Genomic DNA, 26,208 nt, shown 5'->3' with positions numbered 1-26,208 from the left:
GGTTGACGCACGATCTTCGAGCGGCTGAGCGAGCATCCGTGCTCGGTCGGCGAACTGGCTCGTGCCCTGCCGGTGAGCCGGCCGGCGGTCTCGCAGCACCTGAAGGTGCTCAAGGATGCCGGTCTCGTGGTCGACATGCGGGCCGGAAAGCAACGCATCTACCGGGTCGATCCCGAGGGGCTGGCGCGCCTTCGCGCGGAACTCGACCGGTTCTGGAGCAAGACGCTCGCGGCCTACAAGCTCGCCGTCGAGCAACCACCGGAGAAGTCGCAATGAGCACGCATGTAAAAGGACACGTCGAAGGTTGGGAAAGCGTGCGCGACGGTGTTGCCGGCGATCAAGGCTGGCCGCTGTATCTGCAGCGGTACGCCGAGCTGGTGGCGCGTCAGGCCTGAAACCCCAGAAGGCTGGAAGATGATACCTAGGTTGGGCGGGCATTCATTGTTTTGCGATCCGCGCCGGTGAGCGCGTGGAACCACTCGCAACGCACGGCGTTTCATATGGTTGGAGAAAGAGCCGCGCCGCCGCCCCGGCGGAGCGAGGGCCGTTGCGCGGCTCGCGAGTCAGGTCGGGGAGGAAATGCCATGAGAATGACCGTTTCCGTCATCAAGGCCGATGTCGGCTCGATCGGCGGGCATACGAAGCCATCCACAGCCATGCTGGACAGTGTGAGGAGCGAGGTCGCAAGAGCGATCGATACCGGCCTCCTGATCGACGGCTTCGTCTGCCACACGGGCGATGATATCGCGATCCTCATGACCCACACCCAGGGCGAGGGGAGCCGCGAGGTGCACCAATTCGCTTGGAACAGTTTTCTCAAGGCAACGTCGATCGCCAAGGCCGCCGGGCTCTATGGCGCCGGCCAGGATCTCCTGGTCGACGCGCCGTCGGGAAACATCCGCGGCGCCGGACCCGGTGTCGCCGAGCTCACTTTCGAGCACAGCCTCTCAGGTGTCCGGCCCGCCGAGTCCTTCATGGTGTTCGCCGCCGACAAATGCGGCCCCGGCGCCTACAACCTGCCGCTCTATCTGGCCTTCGCCGACCCCATGTATTGCGCCGGCCTCATGCTGCCCCAGATGATCAAGGGTTTCAGCTTCCACATCATCGACATGGACAACACGGCGGGCGACAGCGTGATCGAACTCGATGCGCCGGAAGAGGGCTACCGCATCGCCGCATTGCTGCGCGACAATGAGCGCTTCGGCATCGATCGCATCGTCTCGCGTACCCATGGAGAGCCCGCCGCTTCCGTGTCGGCGCAGCGGCTCCATTCGATCGCCGGCAAGTATACCGGCAAGGATGATCCTGTCGCGATCCTCAGGAACCAGGGGATATTCCCGGCGCCGGAAGAAATCGTCTCGCCCTTCGCCAAGGCGCATTTCGTGGGCGGCGACGCGCGCGGCTCGCATGTCATGCCGCTCATGCCCGTGCCCATCAACACGGCCGTGACCGGTCTCTACTGCCTGCCCATCGTCTCCTGCGTCGGCTTCTCCATCGACAGAGAGGGCCGCTTCTCCGAATCCCATACCGACTTCTTCGACAACCCGGCCTGGGACGAGGTCAGACGGTCGGCCCAGCGCAAGGCGATCGAGATGCGCAGCCAAGGCTGGTCCGGTGCCGCCATGCTGCCCTATTCGGAGCTCGAATATGGCGGCTTCCGCGACACGGTCGGCGGCCTCATGAAGCGCTTCAAGATGCGTGACGAGCGCCGGCCGCAAGCCGCCGAGTAGAACTGCCGCATCATAACCGAAGCCTTCCATTGCCGCGTGCCGAAGCCGTACACGCGGGGGGCGTGCGACTATTGATCTGCCGGGCGCGGGACGTTAGGAATCGGGCTCGACAGAAGGGATATGCCGATGGGGATTTCACGCCGCGCGCTGCTGGCGTCCGGGCTCGGGCTCGGTTGGGGACTGGTGCAGCACCAGAAGGCGCTGGCGCTGGCGGGCGAGCCGTTTCCGGTGTTCGAATCCGATGCGCAGCAGATACCCTACAAGTACCGGCGGCGCAGCGTGGACTATAAGACGAGCGAGCCGCCGGGGACGCTGATCGTCGATACCGAGGCGCGCTTTCTCTATCATGTGCTCGGCAACGGAGAGGCGACACGCTATGGCGTGTCGGTCGGAAAAGCCGGCCGGTCCTGGTACGGCGAAGCGGAGATCAAGCGCAAGGAGAAATGGCCGGTATGGGTGCCGACGCCTGAGCATCTCGCCGAATTCCCGGACATGGCCAAATTCATCCATGGCATGCCGGGGGGCCGCGACAATCCGATGGGCGCGCGCGCCCTCTATCTCTATCAGGGCGAGGTCGACACGGTGATCCGCATCCACGGCACGCTGAAACCCTCCATGATCGGCAAGAAAGTCACGGCGGGATGCATCGGCCTCCTCAATATCGACGTGATCCACCTCTATGAGCGCGTCGAGCTCGGCACCAAGGTCGTGATCCTGTCGCCCGCCTGATCGCCGCGCCGCCATTGCTCAGATGAAACGCTCGATGATCTCGATGAGACGGTCGCAGGAGCGCGCCAGATGCTTCTGCGGCACCGTCGCGATGCCGAGAAGGAGACCCGATCGCCCCGCGGCCGGCCGCTTATAGCAGGCCGACAAGGGGACGGGCGCCATGCCGAAGGCAAAGGTCTCGCGGGCGATGGCCACATCCGGCACGCCGTCGGGCAAAGGCAGGATGGCCGACAATCCCGCTATCGTGACGCCGCGAGTTTTCACCTCTGCCTGAAGGCCGTCGAGCAACGCGTCGCGCTTCGCCGCATAGGCCCGCTTGGTGCGCCGCAGATGGCGGATATAGTGGCCATCGCGCATGAACTCGGCGGTCGCCAGCTGCACCGAAGGACCGGGCGCCGGCGCGAGACAGGCCGCGACTTCCGAAAAGCGCGAGAGGAGCGGCAGGGGTGCGACGAGGAAGCCCAGCCGCAAAGTGGGGCTGATGGTCTTGCTGAACGAGCCGATATGGATGACGCGGCCATCGCGATCGAGCGAGGCGAGCGCCGGCGCCGCGCGGCCCTTGAGCTGCAGCTCGCTCAGATAGTCGTCCTCGATCACCCACGCGCCCTCTTGCGCCGTCCAATCGAGGAGGCGCAGGCGCCGTTCGAGCGACAGAGTGACACCGAGCGGCGCCTGCTGGCCTGGCGTTACGACCACCAGCTTGGCGTCCGGCGCCTGCGCCAGCCCGTGATCGACATCGATGCCGCCGGCATCGACCGGTATGGGGGCCAACGACAAGCGCGCGAGCTCGATGGCGCGGCGGGTGAAGGGAAAGCCCGGCTCCTCCATCCAGGCCTTTGCGCCTTCGAGCCCGAGCGCCCGGAGCGCCAATCCGAGCCCGCCGGCGAAGCCCGAGGTGATGATGACCTGCGCCGGCGAACAGTCGATGCCGCGGGCGATGGCGAGATAGGCGGCGATCTCGCGGCGAAACTCGAGCTCGCCGCGCGCATCCGGATAGACGAGCGCCGCGCCCGCTTCGGCGCGCACGGCATGGGCGCGGATGCGCGCGAAGAGTGTGGCCGGAAAGATCTCCGCCGCCGGCACCCCCATCTGGAAGACGGCCGGTCCACGGTTCATCTCCTGATACATTTCCATGAAGGAGCCGGGATCGGGCGGCGGCTCGGCGCGGGCGAGGGGGCGCGGCCGCTCGGCGACATGGGTCCCGGTCGCGCGCGAGGCCACGATGAGCTGCGCCGCGGACAGCCTTTCATAGGCGGTGCGCACGGTGCCGCGCGCGACCCCGAGCTGGGCGGCGAGGTCCTGCCAGGAGGGGAGCCGCGCCCCCGGCGCCAGCACGCCGCTCTCGATTGCCCCGCCGATCGCCTTGCGTATCTGCTCGGCGAGCGGCGTCTTGGCGGAGCGATCGAGCTTTAGCTGGAAAGTCTTGGCCATGGTTCGTAGTACACGATTTTTGTACTTTCTTGGTGCTTTTTTCAGGCCCAGAAAAGGGGCATCTCTTGGGGCGAAAGGAGACCCACCATGTTGAAGCAAACCATCCTCGGCGCAGCCTTTGCCGGCCTGGCGCTCGTCACCACCGCCTCCGCCCATGACACGGGCGACAAGGTCACGCCCAATTTCGAGCAGGCGATCCCCAATATCCCGGGCAAGACGCTCACCGCACTCGTCGTCGACTATGCGCCGGGCGCGGCCTCGGCCCCCCATGTCCACAGCAAGACCGGCTTCGTCTATGCCTATGTCATCGAAGGCTCAATCGAGTCCAAGGTGAATGACGGCGCAGCCCACGTCTACAAAGCGGGCGAGAGTTGGTCGGAGCCCCCCGGCGCCACCCATTCCATCAGCCGCAATGCCAGCCAGACCAAGCCCGCCAGGCTGCTCGCCGTCTTCGTCGCCGACACCGGCGACAAGGACCTCACCAGATATCTCAAATAGACCGATCATCCAGGAGAAGAACAATGACCAGGCGTATCGATTACAACCAGATCGCGCCCAGCGGCGTCAAAGCTCTGGGCTCCGTCTATGGCTATGTCATGCAGAGCGGCCTCGAGCCCGAGCTCGTCACTCTCGTCTATCAGCGCATCTCGCAGATCAACAACTGCGCCTATTGCCTCGACATGCACACGCGCGAGCTCACCAAGATGGGTGTGAAGATCGAAAAGCTGGCGCTCATCCAAGCGTGGGCGGAAGCTGGCCACCTCTTCAGCGCGCGCGAGCGGGCGGCCCTCGCCTGGGCCGAGACGGTGACGCGCGTGGCGGACACGAACGTGCCGGATGAAGCCTTCGCGGCGGCGCGCGCCGTGTTCGAGGAAAAGGAGCTGGTCGATCTCACCATCGCGATCAGCCTGATGAATGCCTATAACCGGATGGCCATCAGCTTCCGCAACACGCCCCAGGCGGCGATCGAGAAGTGAGCCCATGCAGCGATCGCCCGAGAGCCATGAGCCTCGGGCGATGCTTCTTTTGTCAGACAAAAGAACTTGACGCCTCCTTCGCTCTGCGCTTGAGCTTTCCCAAAAGGGAGGATGGAAAATGCTGGTTCTGGTGACAGGGGCCACCGGCAAGGTCGGCCAGGCGCTCATTGCCCGGATGGCGCGCGGGCCGGTCGCGGCGCCGCTCAAGATCCGCGCTCTGTGCCATAACCGCGTGCTGCCCGAAACGGCGATCCTCTCGGTGATGAAGGGATCGATCGCCGAGCGCGAGGTCTGCCGCGCGGCCCTCCGCGATGTCACCCATGTCGTCCATCTCGCGACCTGCAAGGAGACGCCCGAAGATGTGATGGACGTGACGGTCAAGGGCCTGTTCTGGCTGCTCGAGGAATTCCGCCTGAGCCGTAAGGCCCAAAGATTCGTGCTGATCGGCGGTGATGCGGCGGTCGGCCATTTCTTCCACCGCCATAAGGCGCCGATCACCGAGGATGCGCCCCATATGGCCTATCCCGGCTGTTATGCGCTGTCGAAAGTGCTGGAAGAGGTGATGCTCGAGCAATATGGCATCCAGTACGGCATCGACTGGTGCTGTCTCAGAGCGCCTTGGATCATGGAGAAGGACGATTTCCGCTACACGCTCTCCTTCGGCGATGATGTGTTCGGCGGGCCGGAGTGGAAGACCATGGTGACGCCCGAGGAAGCGGAAGCCTGCCGCGCCAGTGGCGCGGTGCCGCTGCTCCAGGAGATGGACGGGACACCCATCAAGCGCAACTTCGTCCATGTCGATGACCTGGTCGAGGCCATCCTGCTGGCGCTCACCGCCAAGGCGGCGCGGCAGCGTCTCTACAATATCTCGATGGACGAGCCGGTCGATTATCAGCTCGTCGCCGATCATCTGGCCCGGACGCGCGGCCTTCCGGCCAAGCCGATCCGGAGCTCCTTCGTCAGCAACTGGATGGACAACTCTCGCGCCAAGGCCGAGCTCGGCTGGCGTCCGGCCTATGACACGCGAAAGCTCATCGATGCCGCCTGGGACTATCAACGTCAGCCAAGCGACCCGCGGCGGGTCTGGTATCCGGGGTGAGCGGGAGTGCAGCTCAGCGATAATGCCGCGGATCCAGGCGATCTATCCGCCCGTCGATCTCGCGGCGCGACAGGCCGATGTCCTTGAGCTGCTCGTCGGTCAGCCGCAGCAGCGCAAGCCGGCGGCGGCGTTTCTCGAGGCGCAGGTCAGTCCAGCCGAAGATCATCGACAGAAGTTCGAAGAGCGATCGCTGCAGCGGCATCAGAGAATCTCAAAGACCTCGTAAGTGACGCCGCCCGGACGGCGCTCGCCTGTCGCCACGGCGACAATGCCGTTGAGCCAGGCATGAACGGGTGCCGCGGTCTCGAAACAGGGCGTCGTGCGCAGGTAATATTCGGAAGGCGCGACCGCTTCGCCCTTCGCCAGACGCAGGGAGGCGGCCGCGGACGCACGCCTTATGCCGCGATAGGTCATGAGGATGAGGCTCTCGTCCTCCGCGATGAGGAGGAGTCTGACATCCTGCTGGAACGTCCCATCGGCGCGTTCGAGCAGGAGGTCGGAGCCGATCAGCGGCGATACCTTTCCTTTGAGGCGCTCGCCGTCGAAATGTCCGCCCGAGACGGGAAAAATGCGCCGGCCGCCAGCGGGCGTCCGCCCCAGCTCCAGCGCCGGGTGAAGGTCTATGAAGAGTGTCAGCAGGTGGCGCGATTGCAGGGTCAAGGCAAATCTCCTATTCTTCAGCCCGACACTGCGCTGGGGCGCTTCACCCTCAAAACGCGCTTTGCTTGTCGTCATCACAAGGAAAACTGATCATGCGGCCGTCTTTGGAGTCTTTGCGCATATTGGAAGCGTGTGTCTCGGCCGGCAGCTTCGCGCGCGCCGCCGAACGCCTGTTCCTGACGCCGGCGGCGGTCAGCTTGCGCATCCGCACCCTCGAGGCCGAACTCGATCAGGCGCTCTTCATCCGCGCCGGAAGGCGGGTCATCCCGACGCTTGCCGCCGTCCAGCTGGCCGACCGGGTGGGCGAGGCCTTGGCCGGCATCAGCGCGGCGCTCGATGAATTCCAGGCAGCACTGCCGCTGCTCAGGGTCACCGCACCGCCGACCTTTGCCGCGCGCTGGCTCGCTTCGCGCCTTTCGCGCTATGCGGCGCAAGGGGCGCTCGGCATCGAGCTCGATGTCTCGACCGACATACGTGATCCGGATCTCTTCGACGTCGCCATAAGGACGGGCGCCGGCGGCTGGCCCGGGCTCGAGGAGTATCCGCTGACACCAGTGGAAGTGACGCCGATGCTCTCACCTTCACTGCTCGGAACGCGGCGCCTCGTGGCGCCCGAGGAGCTCAGCGACTTCACGCTTCTGCCGCATCCCGACTGGGAGCCCTGGTTCGCGGAAGCAGGATGCAAACTCCCGCAGGGCTTGCGCTTTGCTTCCGTCGATTATCCGACGCATGAGCTCAACGCCAATGCGGCACTGGCGGGCGCCGGCGTAGCGCTGCTGTCGCCGTCCTTGTTCCGGCCGCTCTTGCAGGAAGGATTACTGGTCGCACCCTTCGCTTGCGTCTTGAGCGGACCCGCCTGGCATTTCGCGCTGATGCGCAGCGACGACACCCGCCCCGCACCCCAGCATTTCCGCGCCTGGCTTTGCGAGCAAGCGCGCGCCGCCCAATGATCCACTCAGTCAAATCAGCAAATGGGAGTCCAATGCCTGGAAAATTCGTTATCGCGAAAGACGTCGAGCCCCAAGTCGGTGATTTCGGCACGCTCTTCTGGCTCAGCACGCCGCCCAATACCGGGGCCAAGCAGCTCACTGTGATCGATGTCAATCTCGGTCCGGGCCAGGGGCATAATTTCCACAAGCATCCCGATCAGGAAGAAGTGATCCTGGTTATCGCGGGAAGGGTCGAGCAGTGGATCGATCGCGAGAAGCGCATGCTTGGCCCGGGCGATTGCGCCTTCATTCCGGCCGACGTCGTGCACGCCTCGTTCAACACGAGCGGGGAGCCCGTGAAGCTCGCCGCCATCCTCGGACCCTGTGTCGGACCAGCCGGGTACGAGCTGGTCGATGTCGCCAGCGACGCGCCATGGAAGACGCTGCGGCAGTGAATCGGTCCGGGCGCGGATGAGATCTCAACCGTGCCCGGTACAAACACTCGCTGCACGCCGCTCACGAGTCAGTTCGTGGGATGAGCATGCTTCGGCGCCGAGTCCGGCACCGTGAAGTTCACCGTCACCAGCTGTCCCGGGATGGGGTTGTGATTGGCGTCGACCAATCCGATCTTCACCTTGTGCGGGCCAGGCGCAAATCCCGCGATGTCGACCGTGTTGTTGTCGCTTGCATCCGCCCACCACCAGGGAAGGTCGTCGACGCTGACATGCAGATGCCCGATGCGCGGAGACACCTGAAGCGCACCTTCTCCAAACACGGGAGCGATGCGCAAATTCTCGACCCGGTACTGGGCCCAGAAGACGCCGATTGCCAGTCCTTCCGCCAGCGGGGGATCGACGATCAGCTTGGGTGCGGGCTCGTTCTCGATTGCGAGATAGGGTGTGGGGCCGCGGATGTCCCGGGCGCTGGGGGTCGCGTCTTGGGCAAAGGCGTTGGTGATCAGCACGGTGCCGGCCGCGATGGCGGCGAGGGTTTTGATGAGCGTGGTCATTGCATTTCTCCTTTCGAACGGCGTTCAATTTGCCGATGCACAAAGGATGCACCTTTTCAATTTCTGTGAGCAGCCGGTAATTTTAAGAGTTATCCTTCCAGTCAATGGAAGGATAACTCACGACGCCATGTGCCGCAGCATGTCCGAGAGTTCGACAGGGGCAAGGATCATGGCGTCATGGCCGGTGGCGAGCTCCAGATACTGCCAGCCCGGCTGGCGGCGGGCGTGGTCGTGCGCCGGTGCGGCGGGAGGGTAGGTGGGCTTCACGCAGGCGATGTAGGTGATCTTGCGTCCGTTGCCGAAAGGGTGCTGGAGATGCAGCCTGTCCTCGAATCCCCGGAACGGCTCGGGCCTGAGATTGTGCGCCAACCATGCGGCGTCTTCCTTTGCCGTGACGCCGAAACTGGCGGGAGGCGGCGCCGGCAAGGTCAGCCCGCCGCTCGTTTCCTGCGCCAGCTTGCGCCGCTCCGCCACGATCTCAGGCGCGTAGCGGCTGAACACGCTCTCGCCATCCTGCGGCAAGGCCGCGTCGAGATAGATAAGATGCGCGATCCGCTCCGGCACCCGGTCTGCAGCACCCGTGATCGGCCCACCGGCCAGGCTGTGACCCACCAGAACGGCGTCGGTCACCTCGTCCGTTTCGAGAGCGGCGATGATGTCCTGAATAAAGGTATCGAGGCCCACTTCGGGCGTCAGCAGATGAGCGCGCTCGCCATGACCGGTCAGCGTCGGTGTCAGGACACGATGACCCGCCCCACGAAGCCGCTCGGCGACCCGCGCCCAGCACCAGCCGCCATGCCAGGCCCCATGGACCAGGACAAAGGTAAGGCTTGGTGTCGCCATAGGCTAGGCCGCTTGTCCGGCGGCTTCCAGGATCAGCCGGGTGATCTCGTCGGGATGGGAGATGAGCGACAGGTGGCTCGACTTCACTTCGATGGTCCGGGCCGCCATGCGCTTCGCCATGAAGCGCTGGAGATCGGGATTGATCGTGCGGTCCTCCGTCGAGACGGCATAGAAGGCGGGCTTCGAACGCCATGCGGCCTCACTCGTCTTGCCTGTGAGGAGGGCTTTCTGGAAGGGTTCCTGAACCGCATAGAGCACCTTGGCCTTCGCTTCCGGCAGGTCGCCCGCGAAATCGCGCAAGAATGCCTCCTCGCTGAGCCGCCCTTCATCGCCATCGAAGACGATGCCGGCGGATGCCGGGGGTGCGGGAAATGTCTTGGCGAGCGCTGCATAATCTTCGCCCGCATCCGGCGCGCGCGCCGCCACATAGACGAGTGCCGAGACATTCGGATGCATGCCGGCCTCGGTGACGATTATCCCGGCAAAGGAATGCCCGACCAGGACCGTGGGACCATCCTGCCGCGCCAGCACGCGTTTCGCCGCAGCCACGGCTTCGGCAAGCGTCGTCAGCGGGTTCTGCACCGATGTCGCATTGATCCCCGCCGATTGCAGCCGGGCGATCACCTCGGACCAGCATGATCCGTCAGCAAAGAGGCCGTGCACGAGAACGACATTGCGGGCCGCGGTCTGAGAAGTGGCGGCGGCCATGCCGCGGGTTGAGATCAGCGAAGCGGCGGCGCCGGCGACGAGACCGGCCGAAAACATGCGCCTGTTCATGACTTTTGCTTCCTTTGAGGGAGAGTTTCGATACTGAACCTACCAGCACTTACGAGCGCGCTGCCACTTTCGTTACGGAGCCAGGATTGACTCTTTTTCATCTTCGCGATCCGTTGGCGTCTACCTCTTTTTTTTGGCATCGGCTTATCGAAAACCGCACGCCGATGCTCTAGACCGTTTCGAGCGGGCTGAACCGGACGGGGATGAGTTTTCGCTCGGCAAGCTTTCCGGTCGCGTCCTTGTCGATGACGGTCAGGACCTGTGCCTCTTCGGCGCCGACAGGCAACACCATCCGCCCGCCGGGCTTGAGCTGCTCGAGCAAAGCCTGAGGCGTGCGCTCGGCCGCCACCGTGACCATGATCTTGTCGAAGGGGGCATGCTCGGGCCAGCCGCGCGACCCGTCGCCGACACGAATGCCGACATTGGCGTAGCCCAGGGCCTCGAGAAGGGCCACGGCACCGCTGGCAAATTCCTCGATGATCTCGACGCTCCAGACCTGGCGCGCAAGCTCCGCGAGGATCGCGGTCTGATAGCCGAAGCCGGTGCCGATCTCGAGCACGGCGTCGTGCGGCTGAGGCGCCAGCAGGTCGGTCATGAGAGCCACCATGAAGGGTTGCGAGATGGTCTTGTCGAAGCCGATCGGCAGCGGCATGTCCTGATAGGCATAAGGCGCCACCTGGTCCGGCACGAAGAGATGCCGCGGCACCTCATGCATCACGGCCATCACCCGTTCATCGAGCGCTGCCTTGCCGATATCCTCGCTGGCGAGATCGGCAAGAATCTCGATCATCTCGACCATGTGTTTGCGCAGAACCGCGAGATGCCTTTCCTCCATGGGCTTCATGACGGCGGGCACTCCTCAACCGACTTCGCTGCCGGACAGTCTATACCGTCCGACGAACCGGCTCCAGGTCCCCCTGGGGAACGATGCCTTGAGTCGTGAAGCAATATCGCCTCAAATGCGATCCGGGGCGAAGACGGAGGAGCGCAGGCGATGGCGAACAACGAGTTGTTTGAGAAGGGCCTCGAGAAGCGCAGGCAAGTGCTCGGGTCCGAATATCTGGACGCGAACTTTGCGGGCGCTGATGACTTCATGATGACGTTTCAGCGCGCCGTTACCGAATTGGCCTGGGGCTATGCGTGGAGCCGTCCCGGACTTGACCAGAGGACGCGGTTTATTCTGACGCTCGGCATCCTCGCCGGGCTGGGCCGCTTTCAAGAGCTGGGCATCTACACGAAGGCTGCCGTCTCGAACGGTGTGACGGTCGACGAGATCAAGGAAGCGTTGATCCATGTCACCGTCTATTGCGGGACGCCGGCAGGCCGCCAAGCCTTCCTGGCGGCGCATGAGGCGCTGAAGCCGTCAAAGGGCTGATCCCGCGCATTGGGGGGAACAGCAGTCTCTAACGTATCATCACGTTGGCTCTTTTGGTGCTACTGAGAATGTGGCGGTCAGTCAGCGGAAGGCAGCGTCCATTGCACGCCGTCGAAACGTGCGAAGTCACGATCGAAGCTCAAGACCGCCGCTCCGTGCTCGATCGCCAGCGCGGCAAGATGTGCATCCGTCGTCAGATTGCCGGCGGTGCCAGCAGACTTCAGCAATCGCCCAAGAATCTCGGCGTGCCGGTCTCCCGGATGTATGACTTGTGCCTGGGGATGTCCAAGCCAACGCTCGATGACATGCAGGGCGTCCTCTATCGACAAAGGCCTCGGAAAGATGCCCCGGCGCGTGGCGAGACGCAAAAACGCCAGAAGCGCCGTCCACGCAAAGGCAACGCCGCGTGGATCATCGAAACCCTGCCGCAGGGCTCTCAACGCAACCGCATGCTGGTCGCTAGAACTGTTGACGACGTAGAGAAGTACATTGACGTCCGGCAAGATCATCGGCTGCGCCGGTACCGACTGATGAGTTCTTCATCCTCCAGCTCGGCGGCGAGCGCGCCAGCCTTGGTGAGGTCCAACCGCGGCTGGCCCATATCGAAGGTGAGGGGTTCGAACGCTTCGCCGCGCCGCTTTGTACCGCGCAGTCCGGCGCGAATCGCGTTGTTCAATACCTGTTTGAACGGTTCACCGCGCTTCTGCACCTCTTTGCGCAGCATTGACTCAACGTCCGGATCCAGTGTGACAGTGGTTCGCATGATACATCACGATGCCAGAAAAATTGCTGTCATGATGCCTCAGGCTGCGAAAGGTGTCAACTCCATCGGCGGCGTGTCGTGTGGCATTCCCAACCCGCGATGTCAGGCGGCAAGCTTCATGACCACATTCCCGCCCTTCTTGTTGAACTCGAACGGCCATGAGACATGCTCGTGCGTGATCAGCCATCCGCGGGACGATCGTTGACAGCAAACGGTCGAGCGCACCCAGGCTTCTTGAAGCCCGGCCTTTGCCAAATGGAGGTTTCCTTGATCCAGGTTGAGCATATGGGCAAAGGCGACATCCCCGCTCAGCGCAATATCCATGTCGCGGGTTTCCAGGCCGATCGGGCCTTCATATTCATCGAACCAGCGCAGGAAATTACCCCGCACGGCAGCGGAACCAATGAAGCCTTGAAGCGGGGGCACACAGTCGAAATAGACAATGTCGGAGGAGTAGAGCGACATGAGGCGATCAATGTCCTTTGCCCGGCAGGCCTCAACGCGATTGTCCAAGAGTGCGGTAACCTCTGACTGCGCGGAAGCCATTGCGTCCTCCATTCGAGAACCAGCGAAGCATCTTGCGGTAATGGAGGCGCTGACCAATAGGTTCCTAATGAGGCGAAGCTAGCGGAGCCTCATGAGACCATAGCGTTACGTCACGATGCCGTTGGCGGGCTGCAAGGGCGCGGGCAGGTCGTTCTCGCCCAAGAGCTCGCGCAGCTCGATCTCGATCTGGCGGCTGATCTGGGAAATCGGCACGTCATTGGCGCCGCCCTCGAAGGGGTTGGACGTGCTCTCTCCGACCTGATCCAGCGAGGCGTACATCCAGCCGATGAGCATGCTGAGCGGAACGACCAGCCACACCATGTTCCCCTTCATGACGCCCTCGATCTCGGCATCGAGGCCGGCGAGTTGGCCGATCATCCCAAAGGGCAGCAGAAAGCAGAAGATGGTGACGAACATGGCGCTCACCACCGCATATTGCCTTGGATAAGGGAAGTTCTTGATGCGCTCGCTGCGCGATTGCTGATCATAGAGCTCGCGCAGGACCTTCAGCATCTCGAGATAGGACTGGACCGACAAGGCGCCCTGATCGAGCAGCGCTTTCAGATCTGTGCCTTGCAGCTGCAAGGCGCGGGCGGCGGGATTCGCGGCGCCCAAGATGGTCTGCGCGTCCTCGCCCGAAACGCTGCTTGTGAGTTCGTCCTGCAGCCGGGTTTCCTGCTCGAGGACATAGTAGTGCCGCTTGAACTCGGCATTGGCTTTCCGATCGACGGTCTCCCAGGGCTTTGGGCTGCGCAAGGCGAAGCGCAAGGCCGTGAGCCAGGCGATGTGGCGGTAGATGAGCTTTCGTGCCGCCTCCGGGTTGAGGAAATCGCGGCACAGCGCCCCCCACAGGCGGCTGCTCGTCGAGATGGCCGACCAGGCCTGCTGCGCCTCGAGGCTGCGGCTGTAGGTCTGGGTGTTCTTGAATGCCGCGACGAGGGTGACGGTCGTTCCCAGGAGCAGGATGACCGACCACGGCAGCGACAGCCCCTTGAAGCCCACAAGGCGATAGAGCAGCACCGAGGCCGTGCTGACGATCAGGAGCGCGAACAGGCTTCGGCGCGACCAGGACAGAAATTCGCGCGCGCGATAGGATTTCCCGACATGCATGGCGTGCTCCGAAAGCGTAATCGCGGCGCCGAAAGACGCCGGGTGTTGTCACCGGTCATATCGGACCATGATCGGCTGTTCCGGGACTTCGTTGCTATCGCGCTGAAGGATAGGTTCACCTGAACGCGGAGATTAGGCCTCAAGTCTTGACATCCGGATAGAATTGCGGGGCTTCGCGGCGCTCGAACATGCCGTAGTCGCGAATGATCCGCACCTGCCGGTGCCGGATCGATGCGACGGATAGGGGCTTCGGCGGCGACCAGGCGGAGGCGGCTTCGGCATCCATCCAGGACGCCAGGAGGGCGAGCTTGCCGCGTTTGTAGATGCTCTCGAACACCTCGAGTGCGACGATCCCTTGCTGCGCCGGCGCAAGGCCGAGCCGGGCAAGCACTGGGTCGAGCGCCTCATCTCCGGCCGGCGTCAGTTCGGTGATGGTCGCTGCCTTGGCCTTGCCGATTTCCGTCTCGTCGAAGCGACTCTCCGTGACAGCCAGACCATCGGGCGGCGCCGTATCGGCGGTGATCTCGCCGATGCGCAAATGATAATCCGCAAAAATCTCGAAGCGTCCCTTTTCCTGGACGGCGTGATGCTCGCTTTGCGTGCGCCATCTGACGACCGCCTTCTCGTCGCGCCAGGTCGACAAGGACAATAAGCGGCCATCATCGCGCTTGCTCCTGAAGCGCTCATTGTCGATGAAGCCTTCCATGGCCTCGAGCTTCGGCTTCAACTGCTTGGCCAAGGCGAGATAGTCATCGAAGCGATCGGGCTTGGGCTGCACCTCGAAAATGACGATGAACATATGATCTCCAGTCTTTCGGGATCCCCTGGCGCGGCCGCTCGCCGGATCCTAGATTGCCCATCTGACGGCAAAGAGGAGCGACGACATGGCAATCACCGGCGGCTGTCACTGTGGCGCAATTCGCTACGAAGCAGAAGGCGAAGCACTGACGCATGCGCTGTGCCATTGCGCCGATTGCCGGCGCAGCGCCGGAGCGCCCATGGTCGGCTGGGCGATGTATCCGCTTGCGGCCTTCAAGGTGACGAAGGGCAGGGCGAAGACCTACGGCTCCTCCGAACACGGCCGGCGGCATTTCTGCCCCGATTGCGGCACCGGCCTCTTCTATACCAATGAGAAAATCTTGGCCGGGCGCATCAATATCAGGAGCGCCAGCTTCGACAATCCGGACGCCGTGCCGGCCCGGGCTCATATCCAGACCGCAGAGCGCATCGGATGGATGGCGCATGTCCATGAGCTGCCGGCCTTCGAACGCTATTCGGCGGGGAAAGCTTCGTAATTCAACAGCACGACCCCGCTGGTGTAGGCGACCGACTTTTTCAGCCTGAGCCGCTGCGCTTCGTCGAGGCCGGCAAATATGCTTTTCCCCGCACCCAGGGCGATAGGATTGACGAACAGATGAAACTCATCGATCAGCCTCGACTTGACCAGGGCGGAAACGAAGGAGACGCCACCATAAACGATGATGTCCTTCCCGGCCGTGCTTTTGAGCCGCCCGATCGCTTCGGCGAGGTCTCCGTTCTCGACATCGGTGTTGGTCCATTCGGACTTGGCGAGCGTCTTGGAAAAGACGACCTTCCTTGCTTCGGCGATGCGCCTGGCGATCTCGTGCCAGGGATCCTCGCGCTGCGTCGCCTTCTCGTCCCAATAGGGAATGAAGTCGACCGCGGTTTTCCGGCCGATAACGATCGTGTCGGCGCCATCGAGGAGGTCGCGGGAATGGGGCTCCATCTCGCTCCAGGCCTTGTCGTCAGCGGGGCCGCTCGCGTCAAAGCCGTCGGCGCTGACCTGCATCTGCAATTTGAGCCTTTTCATCGCATTGCTTTCCTTGCATGAATGATCCTCGGGCCGTCGCCGGGAGATCATAGCGCTTGGTACCAGAACTGGCATGCTCATCGAAGCTGATATAGGCTGGGGCTTCCGCGAGGGACCAGATGAAAAAATATGACGCCATCGTCATCGGCACAGGGCAGGCAGGGCCGTCGCTGGCCAAGCGCCTCGCGGAATCGGGAACGACGGTTGCGATCGTCGAGCGAAAGCATTTCGGCGGGACCTGCGTCAATACCGGCTGCACGCCGACCAAGGCCCTGGTGGCGAGCGCCTATGCCGCCCACATGGCGCGCCGCGCCGCCGAATTCGGCGTGGATATCGGCGGGCCGGTCACCGTCGACATGAAGCGGGTCAAGGCGCGCATGGAGGCGATATTCACGCCTTCGACCAAGGGCGTCGAAAAGTCCCTGCGGAACACCGAGCGCTGCACCGTCTATCACGATCATGCCCGCTTCGTGTCATCGCGCGAGGTCGCGGTCGGAAACGAGGTGCTCAGCGCCGACAAGATTTTCATCAATGTCGGCGGCCGCGCATCGGTGCCCGACATGCCCGGGCTCGACGAGGTCGACTATCTCACCAACAGCTCGATCCTGAAGCTCGATGTCCTGCCGCGCCACCTGATCGTCGTCGGGGGCAGCTATATCGGCCTCGAATTTGCTCAAGTTTATCGCCGGTTCGGCAGTGAAGTTACGGTGATCGAAATGTCGTCCCGCCTCGTGCCGCGCGAGGACGAGGACGTTTCCTCAGCTATCCATGACGTTCTGGAGCGCGAGGGGATCAGCATACGCCTCAACGCGCAATGCCTCGCTGTCGGAAGACGCGGCAACGACATCACCGCCAGCGTCGAATGTACGCAAGGAGCGCCCGAGGTGGCGGGCAGCCATCTTCTGCTGGCCGTCGGGCGGCGTCCCAATACCGACGACCTCGGACTGGACAAGGCCTCGGTTGCCGTGGATGAGAAGGGTTACATCAAGGTCGATGACGAGCTGCGCACGAATGTGCCGGGCATCTGGGCGATGGGCGATTGCAACGGCCGGGGCGCCTTCACCCACACCGCCTGGAACGACTTCGAGATCGTCGCGGCCAATCTGCTCGACAACGACCCGCGGCGCGTGAGCGATCGCATCCCGGCCTATAATCTCTATATCGATCCGCCGCTCGGCCGCGTCGGGCTTACCGAAGCCCAGGTGAGGAAATCAGGGAAGCCGGCATTGATCGCGACGATGGCGATGGAGGATGTCGGCCGGGCGTTTGAAAAGAGCGAAACGCTGGGCTTCATGAAGGTCCTCATCGACCGCGAGACGAATCAGTTCCTGGGGGCTTCGATCCTGGGAACGGGCGGCGATGAGGTGATCCACTCCATTCTCGACCTGATGTATGCCAAGGCGCCTTATACGGTGATGCAGCGGGCGATGCATATCCACCCGACCGTATCGGAGTTCGTCCCGACGATGCTAGGCGAGCTCAAGCCGCTGACGTGAGCCTGCGTCGTTTCTCCTATTGAAGCCGCAGGAGCGCGCACTACATACCTCTCTCCATGAAAAAAATCGGCTTTCTCTCCTTCGGGCATTGGTCACCCTCGCTCCAGTCGCGGACGCGGACGGCGGCGGACGCCTTGTTGCAATCCATCGACCTGGCGGTCGCCGCCGAGGAACTGGGCGCCGACGGCGCTTATTTCCGCGTGCATCATTTCGCCCGCCAGCTCGGCTCGCCCTTTCCGCTGCTCGCCGCCGTGGGCGCCCGGACGAAGCGCATCGAGATCGGAACGGCGGTCATCGACATGCGATATGAGAACCCGTTCTATATGATCGAGGATGCGGGCTCGGCCGACCTCATTGCCGGCGGCCGGCTGCAGCTCGGCATCAGCCGCGGATCGCCGGAGCAGGTCATCGATGGCTGGCGCTATTTCGGTTACGTCCCGCCCGAGGGCAAGAGCGATGCCGACATGGCCCGCCATCATGCGGAAGTCTTTCTCGAATTGCTGAAGGGCGAGGGATTTGCCCAACCCAATCCGCAGCCGATGTTTCCCAACCCGCCCGGCCTGTTGCGGGTCGAGCCTCACTCGGAAGGCTTGCGTGAGCGGATCTGGTGGGGGGCCGCCACCAACGCCACGGCGCAGTGGGCGGCGAAGCTTGGCATGAATCTGCAAAGCTCGACGCTCAAATTCGACGAGGGCGGCGAGCCGCTGCATATCCAGCAGGCCAAGCAGATCAGCGCCTTTCGCGCGGCCTGGACGGAAGCCGGACACAAGCGCGAGCCCCGCGTGTCGGTGAGCCGCAGCATTTTCGCGATTGTCGATGAGCGCGACCGCGCCTATTTCGGCGGCAGCGAGAGCCGGGACCATTTCGGCTATATCGAGCCCGAACGGCGCGCCGTCTTCGGCCGCACCTATGCCGCCGAGCCCGACGTCCTCATCGAGCAATTGAAGCAGGACGAGGCGATCGCCGCGGCCGACACGCTGCTCCTCACCGTGCCCAATCAGCTCGGCGTCGAGTACAATGCGCATGTCATCGAGGCGATCCTGAAGCATGTCGCCCCGGCGCTCGGCTGGCGCTGAGGTCACGCGCTGGCTTTACGGACAAAGGTCAGGGAAACCAGCCCGGCAAGCACTGCAAGCACCACGCATATCCACACGCCGAGAAGATAGGCATGCTCGAGTCCGCCAAGCCCGAGCAAGGCGATAGCGATGAGAGGGCCTGCGGACGCCAATCCGTTGTTGATGGCAGACGCGATGCCTGATTTCTCGTCCGGCGCCGAATTGAGAGCCGTCGCGGTCAAGGGCGCCACGGTGAGTGTCAGTCCGATGCCGAACAGCACGATGCCCGGCAGCACACCGGTGAGATAGGTCGTCTGAGGTCCCAAGGGCAGGAGCATCACCATGCCCGCGGCACAGAAGAAGGGACCCAGGCCCATGAACCAGCGCGGGCCAAAGCGCGCGGCGTAGCTTCCGACCTGGCCGGACGCGACGCCCAGCATCGCCGAGACCGGCAGGAAGGCGGCACCCGCCGCGGTCGCCGAAAAGCCGGAGACAGTTTGCAGGAAGTACGAGAACAGGAATCCGAAGCCGCCAAACGCGGCATAGAGGAGCAAGGTCGCGGCATTGGTGGCCGAGAAATTCCGATTGCGGAAGAGCGCGAAATCGACCAGCGGACGCGACGCACGCCGCTCCCACCAGATGAAGGCGAAAAAGCACACCACGCCGCCTGCGATCGCGGCGATGGCCAGCACCGGCCAGTCATTGGCGGGCCCTTCGATCAGTCCGAAGGTGATGCCGGCAAGGAAGAGGAAGGCCAGGATGGCGCCGGCCCAGTCGATCCGCAAGTCTTTGCGCATCGGAGCGTCCTTCAAGGCAGAGTAGCCCAATGCGAGCGCAATGAGGGCGAGCGGCACGTTGAACAGGAATATCGCGCGCCACGAAAACACATCGACGAGATAGCCGCCGACCAGAGGGCCAAGCGCCAGTACGATCGAGGTCGCCGCCGTCCAATAAGCGACAGCCCGCGTGCGCAGGTCCTTCGGCAGTTGCGCATTGAGGACGGCAAGGCTCACCGGTGTGAGAAGCGCTCCGGCGATCCCGAGCACCGCACGAAACAGGATGAGGGTGAGGCCGCTCCAGGCCAGGGCGCAAAGGAGGGAGAGAGCCAGAAACGCGCAGGCGCTCCACAGATAGACGCGCCTCAAGCCCAGGACATCGCCGAGCGACCCGCCAAAGAGAATGCATGAGGCAAGTGTCAGATTGTAGCCGTCGGCCACCCATTGCAGGCTGGCGAAGGGCACGTTCAATGTCTTGCCGATGCTGGGCAGCGCCAGCGAAACCACGCTCTCGCCCAGCATCACGGCACTGCTGCCCGTGATGGCAGCAGCAATGGTCAGCACGTTCTGGGATAGAGGAAAGCGGCGCATCGTCCGCATTCTATGGCCCGACGAACGGCGGATTCAATGTATCCCAGAGGATATGTCAGCTGAGCATTTTTGGACGGTCCGTGCGCCTATCGGCTCAGGCGGCCTTGCCCTGCTGCTTCATGAATTCATTGGCCCGCTTCTGCAGCTCGGGCAGCGCCACGTCTTCCTTGTGGGTCGCGACCATCCAGCTGTTGCCCGATTGATCCTTCACCCCGCCGCAGCGGTCGCCATAGAACATGTCGGCAGGCTCCATCACCGATTGGCCTCCGGCTCTAACCGCCTGCTGATAGACCCGGTCCACGTCCGGAACATAGAGGTAAAGAGTGGATGCCGTCGCCTTGGCCTGCTCGCTTTCCTCACCAAGCATCACGCATGAATCGCCGATCTTGACCTGCGCATGCATGATCTTGCCGTCCGGGCGCTTGATCGGCTCATGCGAGACTTGCGCATCGAAAGCCTTGCGGAGGAAGTCGATGATCTTGTCGACCCCGCGAACAGTCAGATAGGGGGTTACACTGTGAAATCCTTCAGGAATGGGCTTCACGGCCATGGCAGGCCTCCTTTGCTGAGAATGGAGAGCTCGCGCGGGCGGCGAGCAGTACACCCTTGCAACCATTGGAGGATGCGAAGGTTCCGGGCAGGACGGCCGGGCCGATTTTCTGCCCCATCTTTGTCGTCTTTCCCTGTTTGGTAGGGAACAATTGGGGCAGAATCGGATCGGCGGGGGCGAATACGACGCATATCGGGGGCGATGGAGCGTAACACTGACTTTCAGGATTGCCCGCATGATTTGCAGTTTCAGGCTTTGGATTTCTGCCCTGACGATGGCCATGGCCGCGACCCTCGCCGCCCCATCGGCGGGCGCCGCCTCCTTCGAGGCCTGCGTGAAGCGCCTTCGGGGCGACGTCATCAAGGCCGGCGTCAAAGCCGATATCGCCGATGCCGCCTTTCGCGACATCAAGTTCGACGAGAAGGTGGTGCGCTTCTCGCGCAACCAGCCCGAATACCGCCTGGCGATCTGGGACTATATGGCCTTTCTGGTCGATCCGGCGCGCATTGCCGACGGCAAGCAGATGATGGAGGTCGAGGAGAAGACCCTCCGCGCCATCGAGAAGGCCTATGGCGTCGACCGGTTCGTCCTCGCCGCACTTTGGGGCGTCGAGAGCGACTATGGCAAGATCGAGGGCGATTTCTTCCTGCCGCAGGCCTTTGCGAGCCTCGCTTGCGCGGGACGCCGTCCGGGGATGTTCAAGGGCGAACTCATCCATGCGCTGAAGATCGTGGGCGCCGGCGATGTGAAGCTTCAGGACCTGCACGGGTCCTGGGCGGGCGCCTTCGGCCATACGCAGTTCATGCCTTCGACCTATCGCAGACTCGCCGTCGACTTCGACCGCGACGGGCGGCGCGACACGATCAACTCGGTTCCGGACGCGCTCGCCTCGAGCGCCAATTTCCTCAAGAAAGCCGGCTGGCGCTCAGGCCTGCCCTGGGGCTTCGAGGTGAGGGTCCCAAGTTCCTATAAGGGGCCGACGGGGCGCTCGCGCAAAGCATCGATCGCCGCCTGGGCCAAGCGCGGCATCACGCGCGCCGATGGCAGGGCGTTGCCCAGATCGGGCTCCTATGGGCTGCTCCGGCCGGCAGGCAAGAGCGGGCCGGCCTTCCTGGTGTCGCGCAATTTCGACGCGCTCTATTCCTACAATGCGGCGGAATCCTATGCGCTCGCCATTTCGCATCTCTCCGACCGCCTCAGCGGCAAGGGCGCCTTGAAGACCGCCTGGCCGACCAATGATCCGGGCTTATCGCGCGCCGAGCGCAAGCGCCTGCAGGAACTGTTGATCGCGCAAGGTCTCTATAAGGGCGAGGCCGACGGACGGATGGGCCCGCTCACGGCCGCCGCGATCAAGGAAGCCGAGAAGAAGGCCGGATTGAAGCCGACGGGACGTCCCGGCGCGCGAATCTTGAAGGTGCTCGCAGGGAGTTGAGCGGGTCGTCTGAGTAGGGCGCCCGCTCATGGCGTCTTCGCCAAATGCCGCTTCAGTCGCGCTACGTCCTCAGGCGACCAGTTGCCAACATCCGTCACGGCCATCCAGGCGTCGATGTAATGCTCCGCGGCGTAGACATGGCCGTGGCCGATCGGCGTCGTGGTCGCCATGGCCATGTCCAGCACGAGTTGAAGGAAGGTCACGACCGGATACCACCGCAGTTGCGGCGAGACGTCGGGGCCCCGTGGCGACGACATCCAGGCCGGCGCGCGGTAGAGGTCGTGATAGTCGAAAAAGGTAACCGGGTCGCTGGCATATTGAAGATAAACGATCCGCATCGGCCCCCAGGCGGAGCCTTGCGCAATGGCAGCGCCGTCCTGGTTCATGAACCGGACGAATGACCCATCGCGAAATCGCGGCAGCCAGGCGGGCGAGTCCGGATTCCGGTTGGCGGTGATCCACCTCCAGATCCGGCTGGTATAGGGCGGGCCGCTCCACAGCGCGCCGTTATAGGGATCGCCGAGCACCTCGATCAGATCGGTCGACTGCTCGGAGTTCATCGCGCCGAGACTGAGCCCGTAGAGATAGAGCCGTGGCCGACTGTCCCTGGGAAGCGTCGTCCAGTAGCCGTAGATTTCCTTGAAAAGGGCACGCGCGGCGTCAGCGCCATAACCGGGCTCCGTCAGCAGGGACAGCCAGCTTGCGAGATAGGAATACTGCACGGCAATGCTCGCCACGTCGCCACTATGCAGGTATTCGATACTGTCCATCGCCGGCGGATCGATCCAGCCCGATCCGGTCGGCGTCACCACGATGATGACGGCGCGTTTAAAGCCGCCGACGCGCTTGAACTCCTCGAATGCGAGCTTCGCCCGCTGTTCCGGCGTCTCCGCGGATCGCAGCCCGGCATAGACACGAATGGGCTCGAGCGCTTCCTTGCCCGAAAAGGCGCCTATGTCCCGGGCGTTGGGCCCCGAAGAGACGAACTCACGCCCGGCGCGCCCGAGCTCTTCCCAGTCAAGCAATGAGGCGCTGCTTCCCGTCTTGAGGGGATCGGAAGGTTGCTCCGTCTCCGGTTCGATCAGGGCGTCAAATTGCTGGTACGACGAATCCGCCATGTGCAGCGCGGCACGGAGGAGAACACCATTGATAACCGACCAGAACAGCGCGACCGCTGCAACGAAGCCGATGACATTCGACACCCGCCGCGGCACGAAGCGCCGGCCTTTTGCCGATATGAAGCTCAAGGTCAGCTTGAAGAGGCGCGCCAATGCAAGCAGGACGATGAAGGTTGCCAGCGCGATCAGCCCGACCTCGAGCGGTTGCGCGCTCGCGACGGGTTCGAGACCCATCAGCTCACGGATCGAATTCTGCCATTGTGCCGCTCGCCAGAGAAACGAGACCGCGACGACCGCGCAGATGATGATCGCTGTGAGCTTGGCGACGCGCAAGGCACGAGCCTGCGGCCTGGGCAGTTCCAAATAGGTCCACAACCAGCGGCCGAACACGCCGATGCCGTAGCCAACGGCCAGAGAACATCCCGAAAGCGCGCCCTGGGTCAGGAAGGTCCGCGGCAGCAGTGTCGGCGTCAGCGACGCGGCAAAGAACAGCGTTCCGAGGAGCAGGCCACCGGCCGACAGCGAGTACCAGAGCCTGACAAGCCAGTTTCTCTTCATCCAGGCATCCTCTTAACCATCATTTCCGCTTGGGACTCAAAGGAATGTTTCATACTATGAAATCGCGAGTCGGCCGTCACCGCGGCTCCCTGGCGGCCTTTAGGGGTAATTCATGAGCGATCGCCCGATGATCGGCCGTTTGGCGACCGCAATTCTCGTCATAGCGCTGCTCTATTTCGCCCAATCGTTTTTCGTGCCACTGGCTTTCGCGCTGTTCGTGATTGCCCTGGTCTGGCCGCTCCAGGCGGCACTGCAGCGGCGGATGCCGAAACTGATCGCTTTGCTGATCACGCTCAGCGGCACGATTTTCGTGATCGGCGCGGTCGGCTCGCTGAGCGCCTGGGGGTTCGGCAAGCTCGCGCAATGGCTTTTCCTCAATGCCGGCCGATTTCAGACGATCTATCGCGACTGGGTCGCCTGGCTGGAGGAGCACGGCATTGCCGTCGTCGGCCCCATCACCGACCGCTTCGACGTGGCCTGGCTCTTGGGTTTCGTTCAGGGCATCGCCGGCCGGCTCAACAGCTTTACCGGCTTCGCCGTCCTCGTGCTCATCTTCGTCATGCTGGGGCTGCTCGAGGTCGACGACTTCAACGCGCGCCTGCGCCAGCCGGGTGTTCAACCGTTCGGCGAGAAGATGTTGCGGGCAAACCGGGAGATCGGTCACAAGCTGCGCCGCTTCATGGTGGTGCGCAGCTTGGCCAGCGTGCTGACGGGCTTCGTCGTTTGGGGCTTCGCGCTCCTCGCCGGGCTCGAGCTCGCCGCAGCCTGGGGCGCGATCGCGCTGGCGCTGAACTACATACCCTTTCTCGGACCGCTGATCGCCACGCTGTTTCCGACGCTGTTCGCCATCGCCCAGTTCGAATCCTGGCAGATGGCGGTGATCGTCTTCATCAGCCTCAATATCATCCAATTCGTCATCGGCAGTTATTTCGAGCCGCTGCTCTCCGGCGCCTCGCTGAAAATATCGCCCTTCGCGGTCATCTTCGCGGTGTTCTTCTGGACCTTCCTGTGGGGCCTGGCGGGCGCCTTCATCGGCGTGCCCATCCTCATCGCCTTCGTCATCTATTGCGCGCAAGAGCCGTCCAGTCGCTGGCTCGCGGCATTGCTGTCCGCGGGCGCTCCCGCCAAAACCGAAGATCCATAAGAGCACGCTGTGAGCTGATTCTTCAGCCACCGTTCAGTTTTTCGGGGATCTCGCCCGGCCGATAAGCGGGCAGTCTGCCGGCCGGCAGTATCGTCAAAAGCGCAAGCCCCGCCATGATCAGGAGACCGATCTTGAGCGCCAGCAGCCGGGACTCGGTGTTGATGCGAAGGGCCTCGGCCTTCTGCTCCGGTGTGGCGGTGGTGCCTGCAACGATCGTCTCGAGCTGCTCATTGCTCACAAAAGTGATGCTGTCGAGATTGACCTGCGACTGGATATCGATCGGCAGGGTCGGATTCTCCGCGAGCTGGCGCATGACCGCCGAGCTCAACAGGCCCACGAGCAGGGCCCCGGCAACGGCGGTGCCCAAGGCGGATGCGAGATTGTTCGTGGTACCACGCAGCGATCCGACGTCGCCGGCGAGTTCCTTGGGCGAGGCCGTAACCAGGACGTTGAACAGCAATGTCACGAGCGATCCCTGACCGATGCCGAACACGACCAGGCCGAAGAGCACCGGGATCGAGCTCCAGTCGTTACGGACGACGAAGGCGAGCCAGATGAGGGCCACGGCGCAGAGCACGAATCCGAAACGACCGATTTGTCGTGGCGTGAATCTCCCGTAGAACCGGACGATCAGCATGGCGGCGAAGAAAACGGTCAGGTTGAAGGGGAGCATGGCAACGGCAGTCGCCAAGGGAGAACGTCCCTGGACGATCTGGATGTAAAGCGGCACCGAGAAATTGAGCGCAGCCTCGAGCGCCACGACGGAAAACATGGCATAGACAGCCGCGCGCTCTTCGGGCGAATCCAGTACGGCCAACGCCAACAGGGGCGATCGGCCGGCGACTTCACGGCGGCGAGTCCACATCAGAAAGCCCTGGCCGAGCACAATTCCGACAACGATGAGAATGGGCGCCGGCGACAGGCCGAGCACATTGAAGGGGGCTGTCGGGCGTGCCAGCATAAGTCCCCAGCCGTTGAGATTGTTGAAACCGAAGCTGATGAAGATGATGGCCAACGCCGCAAGCAGGACGCCAATGAAGTCGATCTGCACCTCCGGGCGTCCACGATCAGGCTTGAGCCGGAAACTCAGCAGCAGCACGAGCGCCGAAACGGCGATCAGAATGCCGAATACCGGCCGCCAGCCGATATAGGTGCCGAGCACGCCGCCGATGAGGAACGCCAGCACGCCGGCGCCCGCCCGGGCGGATCCCAGGGTGCCGAGCGCCGTCGCCTGCTGCGTGCCATGGTAGTTTTCGGCAATCAAGGCAACCAGAGCCGGAACGATGACGGCTGCCGCTGCCCCGCACAGCGCCTGGGCGGTGATCATCGCCGTCGCGTTTGGGCTGAAGGTCATCAGCACCTGAGACAATCCGAACACGACGACGGCCAGGCGGAATACCTGCAGCGCCCCGAAGCGCTGAACGAGCTTGGCGCCCAGCATGACAAAGCCCGCAACGATCATGGAGTAAGCGACAATTCCCGTGGCGACGACCGTTGGTGCCACGCCAAAGCTTTCCACCATGCCGCGCATCGCCACCGGCAAGGACGCCACATTGAACGACATGATGGCTTGGCCGAACGCGATCGCGATCATGGGGATCCATGACGCTCGCTCTTCCGCATGGTTTTGTTGGGCGGATGTTGTCGCAGTCATGGATTGTCTCCTCTTTGCGGCCTGG

Annotated in this window: 32 protein-coding genes; 15 read left to right on the top strand and 17 right to left on the bottom strand. The window is 63.3% G+C overall.

Going from position 1 to position 26,208, the window contains the following annotated elements; genetic code table 11:
• Positions 1-12: 12 nt before the first annotated feature.
• From DS839_RS05960 to DS839_RS05945, 4 genes are all read left to right on the top strand, one after another.
• Positions 13-276 carry an ArsR/SmtB family transcription factor gene (locus DS839_RS05960; RefSeq protein ID WP_119269349.1) on the top strand — a complete coding sequence of 88 codons (264 nt, stop codon included), beginning with the start codon at positions 13-15 and terminating at the stop codon, positions 274-276.
• Positions 273-395, top strand: a complete 123-nt coding sequence (locus DS839_RS05955; RefSeq protein WP_368911232.1) for an SRPBCC family protein — start codon at positions 273-275, stop codon at positions 393-395. The genes DS839_RS05960 and DS839_RS05955 overlap by 4 nt, the downstream gene beginning before the upstream one ends.
• Positions 396-584: 189 nt before the next feature.
• Complete coding sequence (locus tag DS839_RS05950; RefSeq protein ID WP_119269348.1) at positions 585-1,730, top strand: fructose-1,6-bisphosphatase; 1,146 nt, start codon at positions 585-587, stop codon at positions 1,728-1,730.
• A 126-nt stretch (positions 1,731-1,856) separates the two neighbouring features.
• On the top strand, positions 1,857-2,459 hold the full coding sequence (locus DS839_RS05945; protein WP_162918327.1) for a L,D-transpeptidase: 603 nt from the start codon (positions 1,857-1,859) through the stop codon (positions 2,457-2,459).
• Positions 2,460-2,477: 18 nt separating this feature from the next.
• Here DS839_RS05945 and pdxR read toward each other — a convergent pair whose 3' ends face one another.
• Positions 2,478-3,890: a MocR-like pyridoxine biosynthesis transcription factor PdxR gene (gene pdxR / locus DS839_RS05940; protein WP_119269346.1), complete on the bottom strand. Its 1,413-nt coding sequence runs from the start codon at positions 3,888-3,890 to the stop codon at positions 2,478-2,480.
• A gap of 87 nt (positions 3,891-3,977) precedes the next feature.
• Between pdxR and DS839_RS05935 the strand changes: the two genes are divergently transcribed.
• From DS839_RS05935 to DS839_RS05925, 3 genes are all read left to right on the top strand, one after another.
• On the top strand, positions 3,978-4,388 hold the full coding sequence (locus DS839_RS05935) for a cupin domain-containing protein (protein WP_119269345.1): 411 nt from the start codon (positions 3,978-3,980) through the stop codon (positions 4,386-4,388).
• Between the two features lie 23 nt (positions 4,389-4,411).
• A complete protein-coding gene (locus tag DS839_RS05930) occupies positions 4,412-4,867 on the top strand; it encodes a carboxymuconolactone decarboxylase family protein (RefSeq protein ID WP_119269344.1) in 456 nt (151 codons plus the stop codon).
• Between the two features lie 118 nt (positions 4,868-4,985).
• Entirely contained in the window at positions 4,986-5,966 is a 981-nt protein-coding gene (locus DS839_RS05925) for an NAD-dependent epimerase/dehydratase family protein (RefSeq protein ID WP_119269343.1), read from the top strand.
• A 13-nt stretch (positions 5,967-5,979) separates the two neighbouring features.
• Here DS839_RS05925 and DS839_RS05920 read toward each other — a convergent pair whose 3' ends face one another.
• Both DS839_RS05920 and DS839_RS05915 read right to left on the bottom strand, forming a co-directional pair.
• A complete protein-coding gene (locus tag DS839_RS05920) occupies positions 5,980-6,168 on the bottom strand; it encodes a YjiS-like domain-containing protein (RefSeq protein WP_119269342.1) in 189 nt (62 codons plus the stop codon).
• Complete coding sequence (locus DS839_RS05915; protein WP_119269341.1) at positions 6,168-6,626, bottom strand: DUF3237 domain-containing protein; 459 nt, start codon at positions 6,624-6,626, stop codon at positions 6,168-6,170. The genes DS839_RS05920 and DS839_RS05915 overlap by 1 nt, the downstream gene beginning before the upstream one ends.
• 92 nt (positions 6,627-6,718) lie before the next feature.
• Between DS839_RS05915 and DS839_RS05910 the strand changes: the two genes are divergently transcribed.
• Positions 6,719-7,576, top strand: a complete 858-nt coding sequence (locus DS839_RS05910) for a LysR substrate-binding domain-containing protein (protein ID WP_119269340.1) — start codon at positions 6,719-6,721, stop codon at positions 7,574-7,576.
• A 32-nt stretch (positions 7,577-7,608) separates the two neighbouring features.
• Positions 7,609-8,010 carry a cupin domain-containing protein gene (locus DS839_RS05905; RefSeq protein WP_162918326.1) on the top strand — a complete coding sequence of 134 codons (402 nt, stop codon included), beginning with the start codon at positions 7,609-7,611 and terminating at the stop codon, positions 8,008-8,010.
• A 68-nt stretch (positions 8,011-8,078) separates the two neighbouring features.
• Here DS839_RS05905 and DS839_RS05900 read toward each other — a convergent pair whose 3' ends face one another.
• From DS839_RS05900 to DS839_RS05885, 4 genes are all read right to left on the bottom strand, one after another.
• Positions 8,079-8,564: a DUF6130 family protein gene (locus DS839_RS05900; protein ID WP_119269338.1), complete on the bottom strand. Its 486-nt coding sequence runs from the start codon at positions 8,562-8,564 to the stop codon at positions 8,079-8,081.
• A gap of 117 nt (positions 8,565-8,681) precedes the next feature.
• Entirely contained in the window at positions 8,682-9,407 is a 726-nt protein-coding gene (locus DS839_RS05895; protein ID WP_119269337.1) for an alpha/beta fold hydrolase, read from the bottom strand.
• A gap of 3 nt (positions 9,408-9,410) precedes the next feature.
• Positions 9,411-10,184, bottom strand: a complete 774-nt coding sequence (locus DS839_RS05890; protein WP_119269336.1) for an alpha/beta fold hydrolase — start codon at positions 10,182-10,184, stop codon at positions 9,411-9,413.
• 169 nt (positions 10,185-10,353) lie between these two features.
• Complete coding sequence (locus DS839_RS05885; RefSeq protein ID WP_119269335.1) at positions 10,354-11,028, bottom strand: protein-L-isoaspartate(D-aspartate) O-methyltransferase; 675 nt, start codon at positions 11,026-11,028, stop codon at positions 10,354-10,356.
• Between the two features lie 150 nt (positions 11,029-11,178).
• On the opposite strand from DS839_RS05885, the gene DS839_RS05880 reads away from it, so the two are divergent.
• Positions 11,179-11,559 carry a carboxymuconolactone decarboxylase family protein gene (locus DS839_RS05880; protein WP_119269334.1) on the top strand — a complete coding sequence of 127 codons (381 nt, stop codon included), beginning with the start codon at positions 11,179-11,181 and terminating at the stop codon, positions 11,557-11,559.
• Between the two features lie 77 nt (positions 11,560-11,636).
• Here DS839_RS05880 and DS839_RS05875 read toward each other — a convergent pair whose 3' ends face one another.
• From DS839_RS05875 to DS839_RS05855, 5 genes are all read right to left on the bottom strand, one after another.
• Entirely contained in the window at positions 11,637-12,068 is a 432-nt protein-coding gene (locus DS839_RS05875) for a type II toxin-antitoxin system VapC family toxin (protein ID WP_119269333.1), read from the bottom strand.
• Entirely contained in the window at positions 12,065-12,283 is a 219-nt protein-coding gene (locus DS839_RS05870) for a hypothetical protein (protein WP_368911229.1), read from the bottom strand. The genes DS839_RS05875 and DS839_RS05870 overlap by 4 nt, the downstream gene beginning before the upstream one ends.
• 141 nt (positions 12,284-12,424) lie before the next feature.
• Positions 12,425-12,868, bottom strand: a complete 444-nt coding sequence (locus DS839_RS05865; protein ID WP_119269331.1) for a YybH family protein — start codon at positions 12,866-12,868, stop codon at positions 12,425-12,427.
• 105 nt (positions 12,869-12,973) lie between these two features.
• Positions 12,974-13,978 (bottom strand): bestrophin family protein, encoded by a 1,005-nt coding sequence (locus DS839_RS05860; protein ID WP_119269330.1) that lies wholly within the window; start codon positions 13,976-13,978, stop codon positions 12,974-12,976.
• 139 nt (positions 13,979-14,117) lie between these two features.
• Positions 14,118-14,777 carry an antibiotic biosynthesis monooxygenase family protein gene (locus DS839_RS05855; RefSeq protein WP_119269329.1) on the bottom strand — a complete coding sequence of 220 codons (660 nt, stop codon included), beginning with the start codon at positions 14,775-14,777 and terminating at the stop codon, positions 14,118-14,120.
• A gap of 85 nt (positions 14,778-14,862) precedes the next feature.
• Here DS839_RS05855 and DS839_RS05850 point away from each other — a divergent pair, with 85 nt between their 5' ends.
• Positions 14,863-15,273, top strand: coding sequence for a GFA family protein (locus tag DS839_RS05850; protein ID WP_119269328.1), 411 nt, complete (start codon positions 14,863-14,865; stop codon positions 15,271-15,273).
• Here DS839_RS05850 and DS839_RS05845 read toward each other — a convergent pair.
• Positions 15,249-15,809, bottom strand: a complete 561-nt coding sequence (locus tag DS839_RS05845; RefSeq protein WP_162918325.1) for a dihydrofolate reductase family protein — start codon at positions 15,807-15,809, stop codon at positions 15,249-15,251. The genes DS839_RS05850 and DS839_RS05845 overlap by 25 nt on opposite strands.
• A gap of 119 nt (positions 15,810-15,928) precedes the next feature.
• Here DS839_RS05845 and DS839_RS05840 point away from each other — a divergent pair, with 119 nt between their 5' ends.
• The gene (locus DS839_RS05840; protein ID WP_119269326.1) at positions 15,929-17,305 is read left to right on the top strand and encodes an FAD-containing oxidoreductase; all 1,377 of its coding nucleotides are present in this window, start codon (positions 15,929-15,931) and stop codon (positions 17,303-17,305) included.
• A gap of 56 nt (positions 17,306-17,361) precedes the next feature.
• Positions 17,362-18,381, top strand: a complete 1,020-nt coding sequence (locus DS839_RS05835; protein WP_119269325.1) for an LLM class flavin-dependent oxidoreductase — start codon at positions 17,362-17,364, stop codon at positions 18,379-18,381.
• A gap of 2 nt (positions 18,382-18,383) precedes the next feature.
• Here DS839_RS05835 and DS839_RS05830 read toward each other — a convergent pair whose 3' ends face one another.
• Positions 18,384-19,727: an MFS transporter gene (locus DS839_RS05830; protein ID WP_162918324.1), complete on the bottom strand. Its 1,344-nt coding sequence runs from the start codon at positions 19,725-19,727 to the stop codon at positions 18,384-18,386.
• Positions 19,728-19,821: 94 nt separating this feature from the next.
• A complete protein-coding gene (locus DS839_RS05825) occupies positions 19,822-20,277 on the bottom strand; it encodes a VOC family protein (RefSeq protein WP_119269323.1) in 456 nt (151 codons plus the stop codon).
• A 280-nt stretch (positions 20,278-20,557) separates the two neighbouring features.
• On the opposite strand from DS839_RS05825, the gene DS839_RS05820 reads away from it, so the two are divergent.
• Positions 20,558-21,709, top strand: coding sequence for a lytic murein transglycosylase (locus DS839_RS05820; protein ID WP_368911227.1), 1,152 nt, complete (start codon positions 20,558-20,560; stop codon positions 21,707-21,709).
• A 26-nt stretch (positions 21,710-21,735) separates the two neighbouring features.
• Here DS839_RS05820 and DS839_RS05815 read toward each other — a convergent pair whose 3' ends face one another.
• Complete coding sequence (locus DS839_RS05815; protein ID WP_119269321.1) at positions 21,736-23,385, bottom strand: alpha/beta hydrolase; 1,650 nt, start codon at positions 23,383-23,385, stop codon at positions 21,736-21,738.
• Between the two features lie 112 nt (positions 23,386-23,497).
• Here DS839_RS05815 and DS839_RS05810 point away from each other — a divergent pair, with 112 nt between their 5' ends.
• Positions 23,498-24,529 carry an AI-2E family transporter gene (locus DS839_RS05810; RefSeq protein WP_119269320.1) on the top strand — a complete coding sequence of 344 codons (1,032 nt, stop codon included), beginning with the start codon at positions 23,498-23,500 and terminating at the stop codon, positions 24,527-24,529.
• A gap of 22 nt (positions 24,530-24,551) precedes the next feature.
• Here DS839_RS05810 and DS839_RS05805 read toward each other — a convergent pair whose 3' ends face one another.
• A complete protein-coding gene (locus DS839_RS05805; protein WP_119269319.1) occupies positions 24,552-26,123 on the bottom strand; it encodes an MFS transporter in 1,572 nt (523 codons plus the stop codon).
• Between the last annotated feature and the right edge of the window lie 85 nt (positions 26,124-26,208).

This window comes from Taklimakanibacter deserti (genome assembly GCA_003574785.1).
The sequence above is the reverse complement of the archived record's forward strand: the minus strand, read 5'-3'. Positions and strand labels throughout refer to the sequence as shown.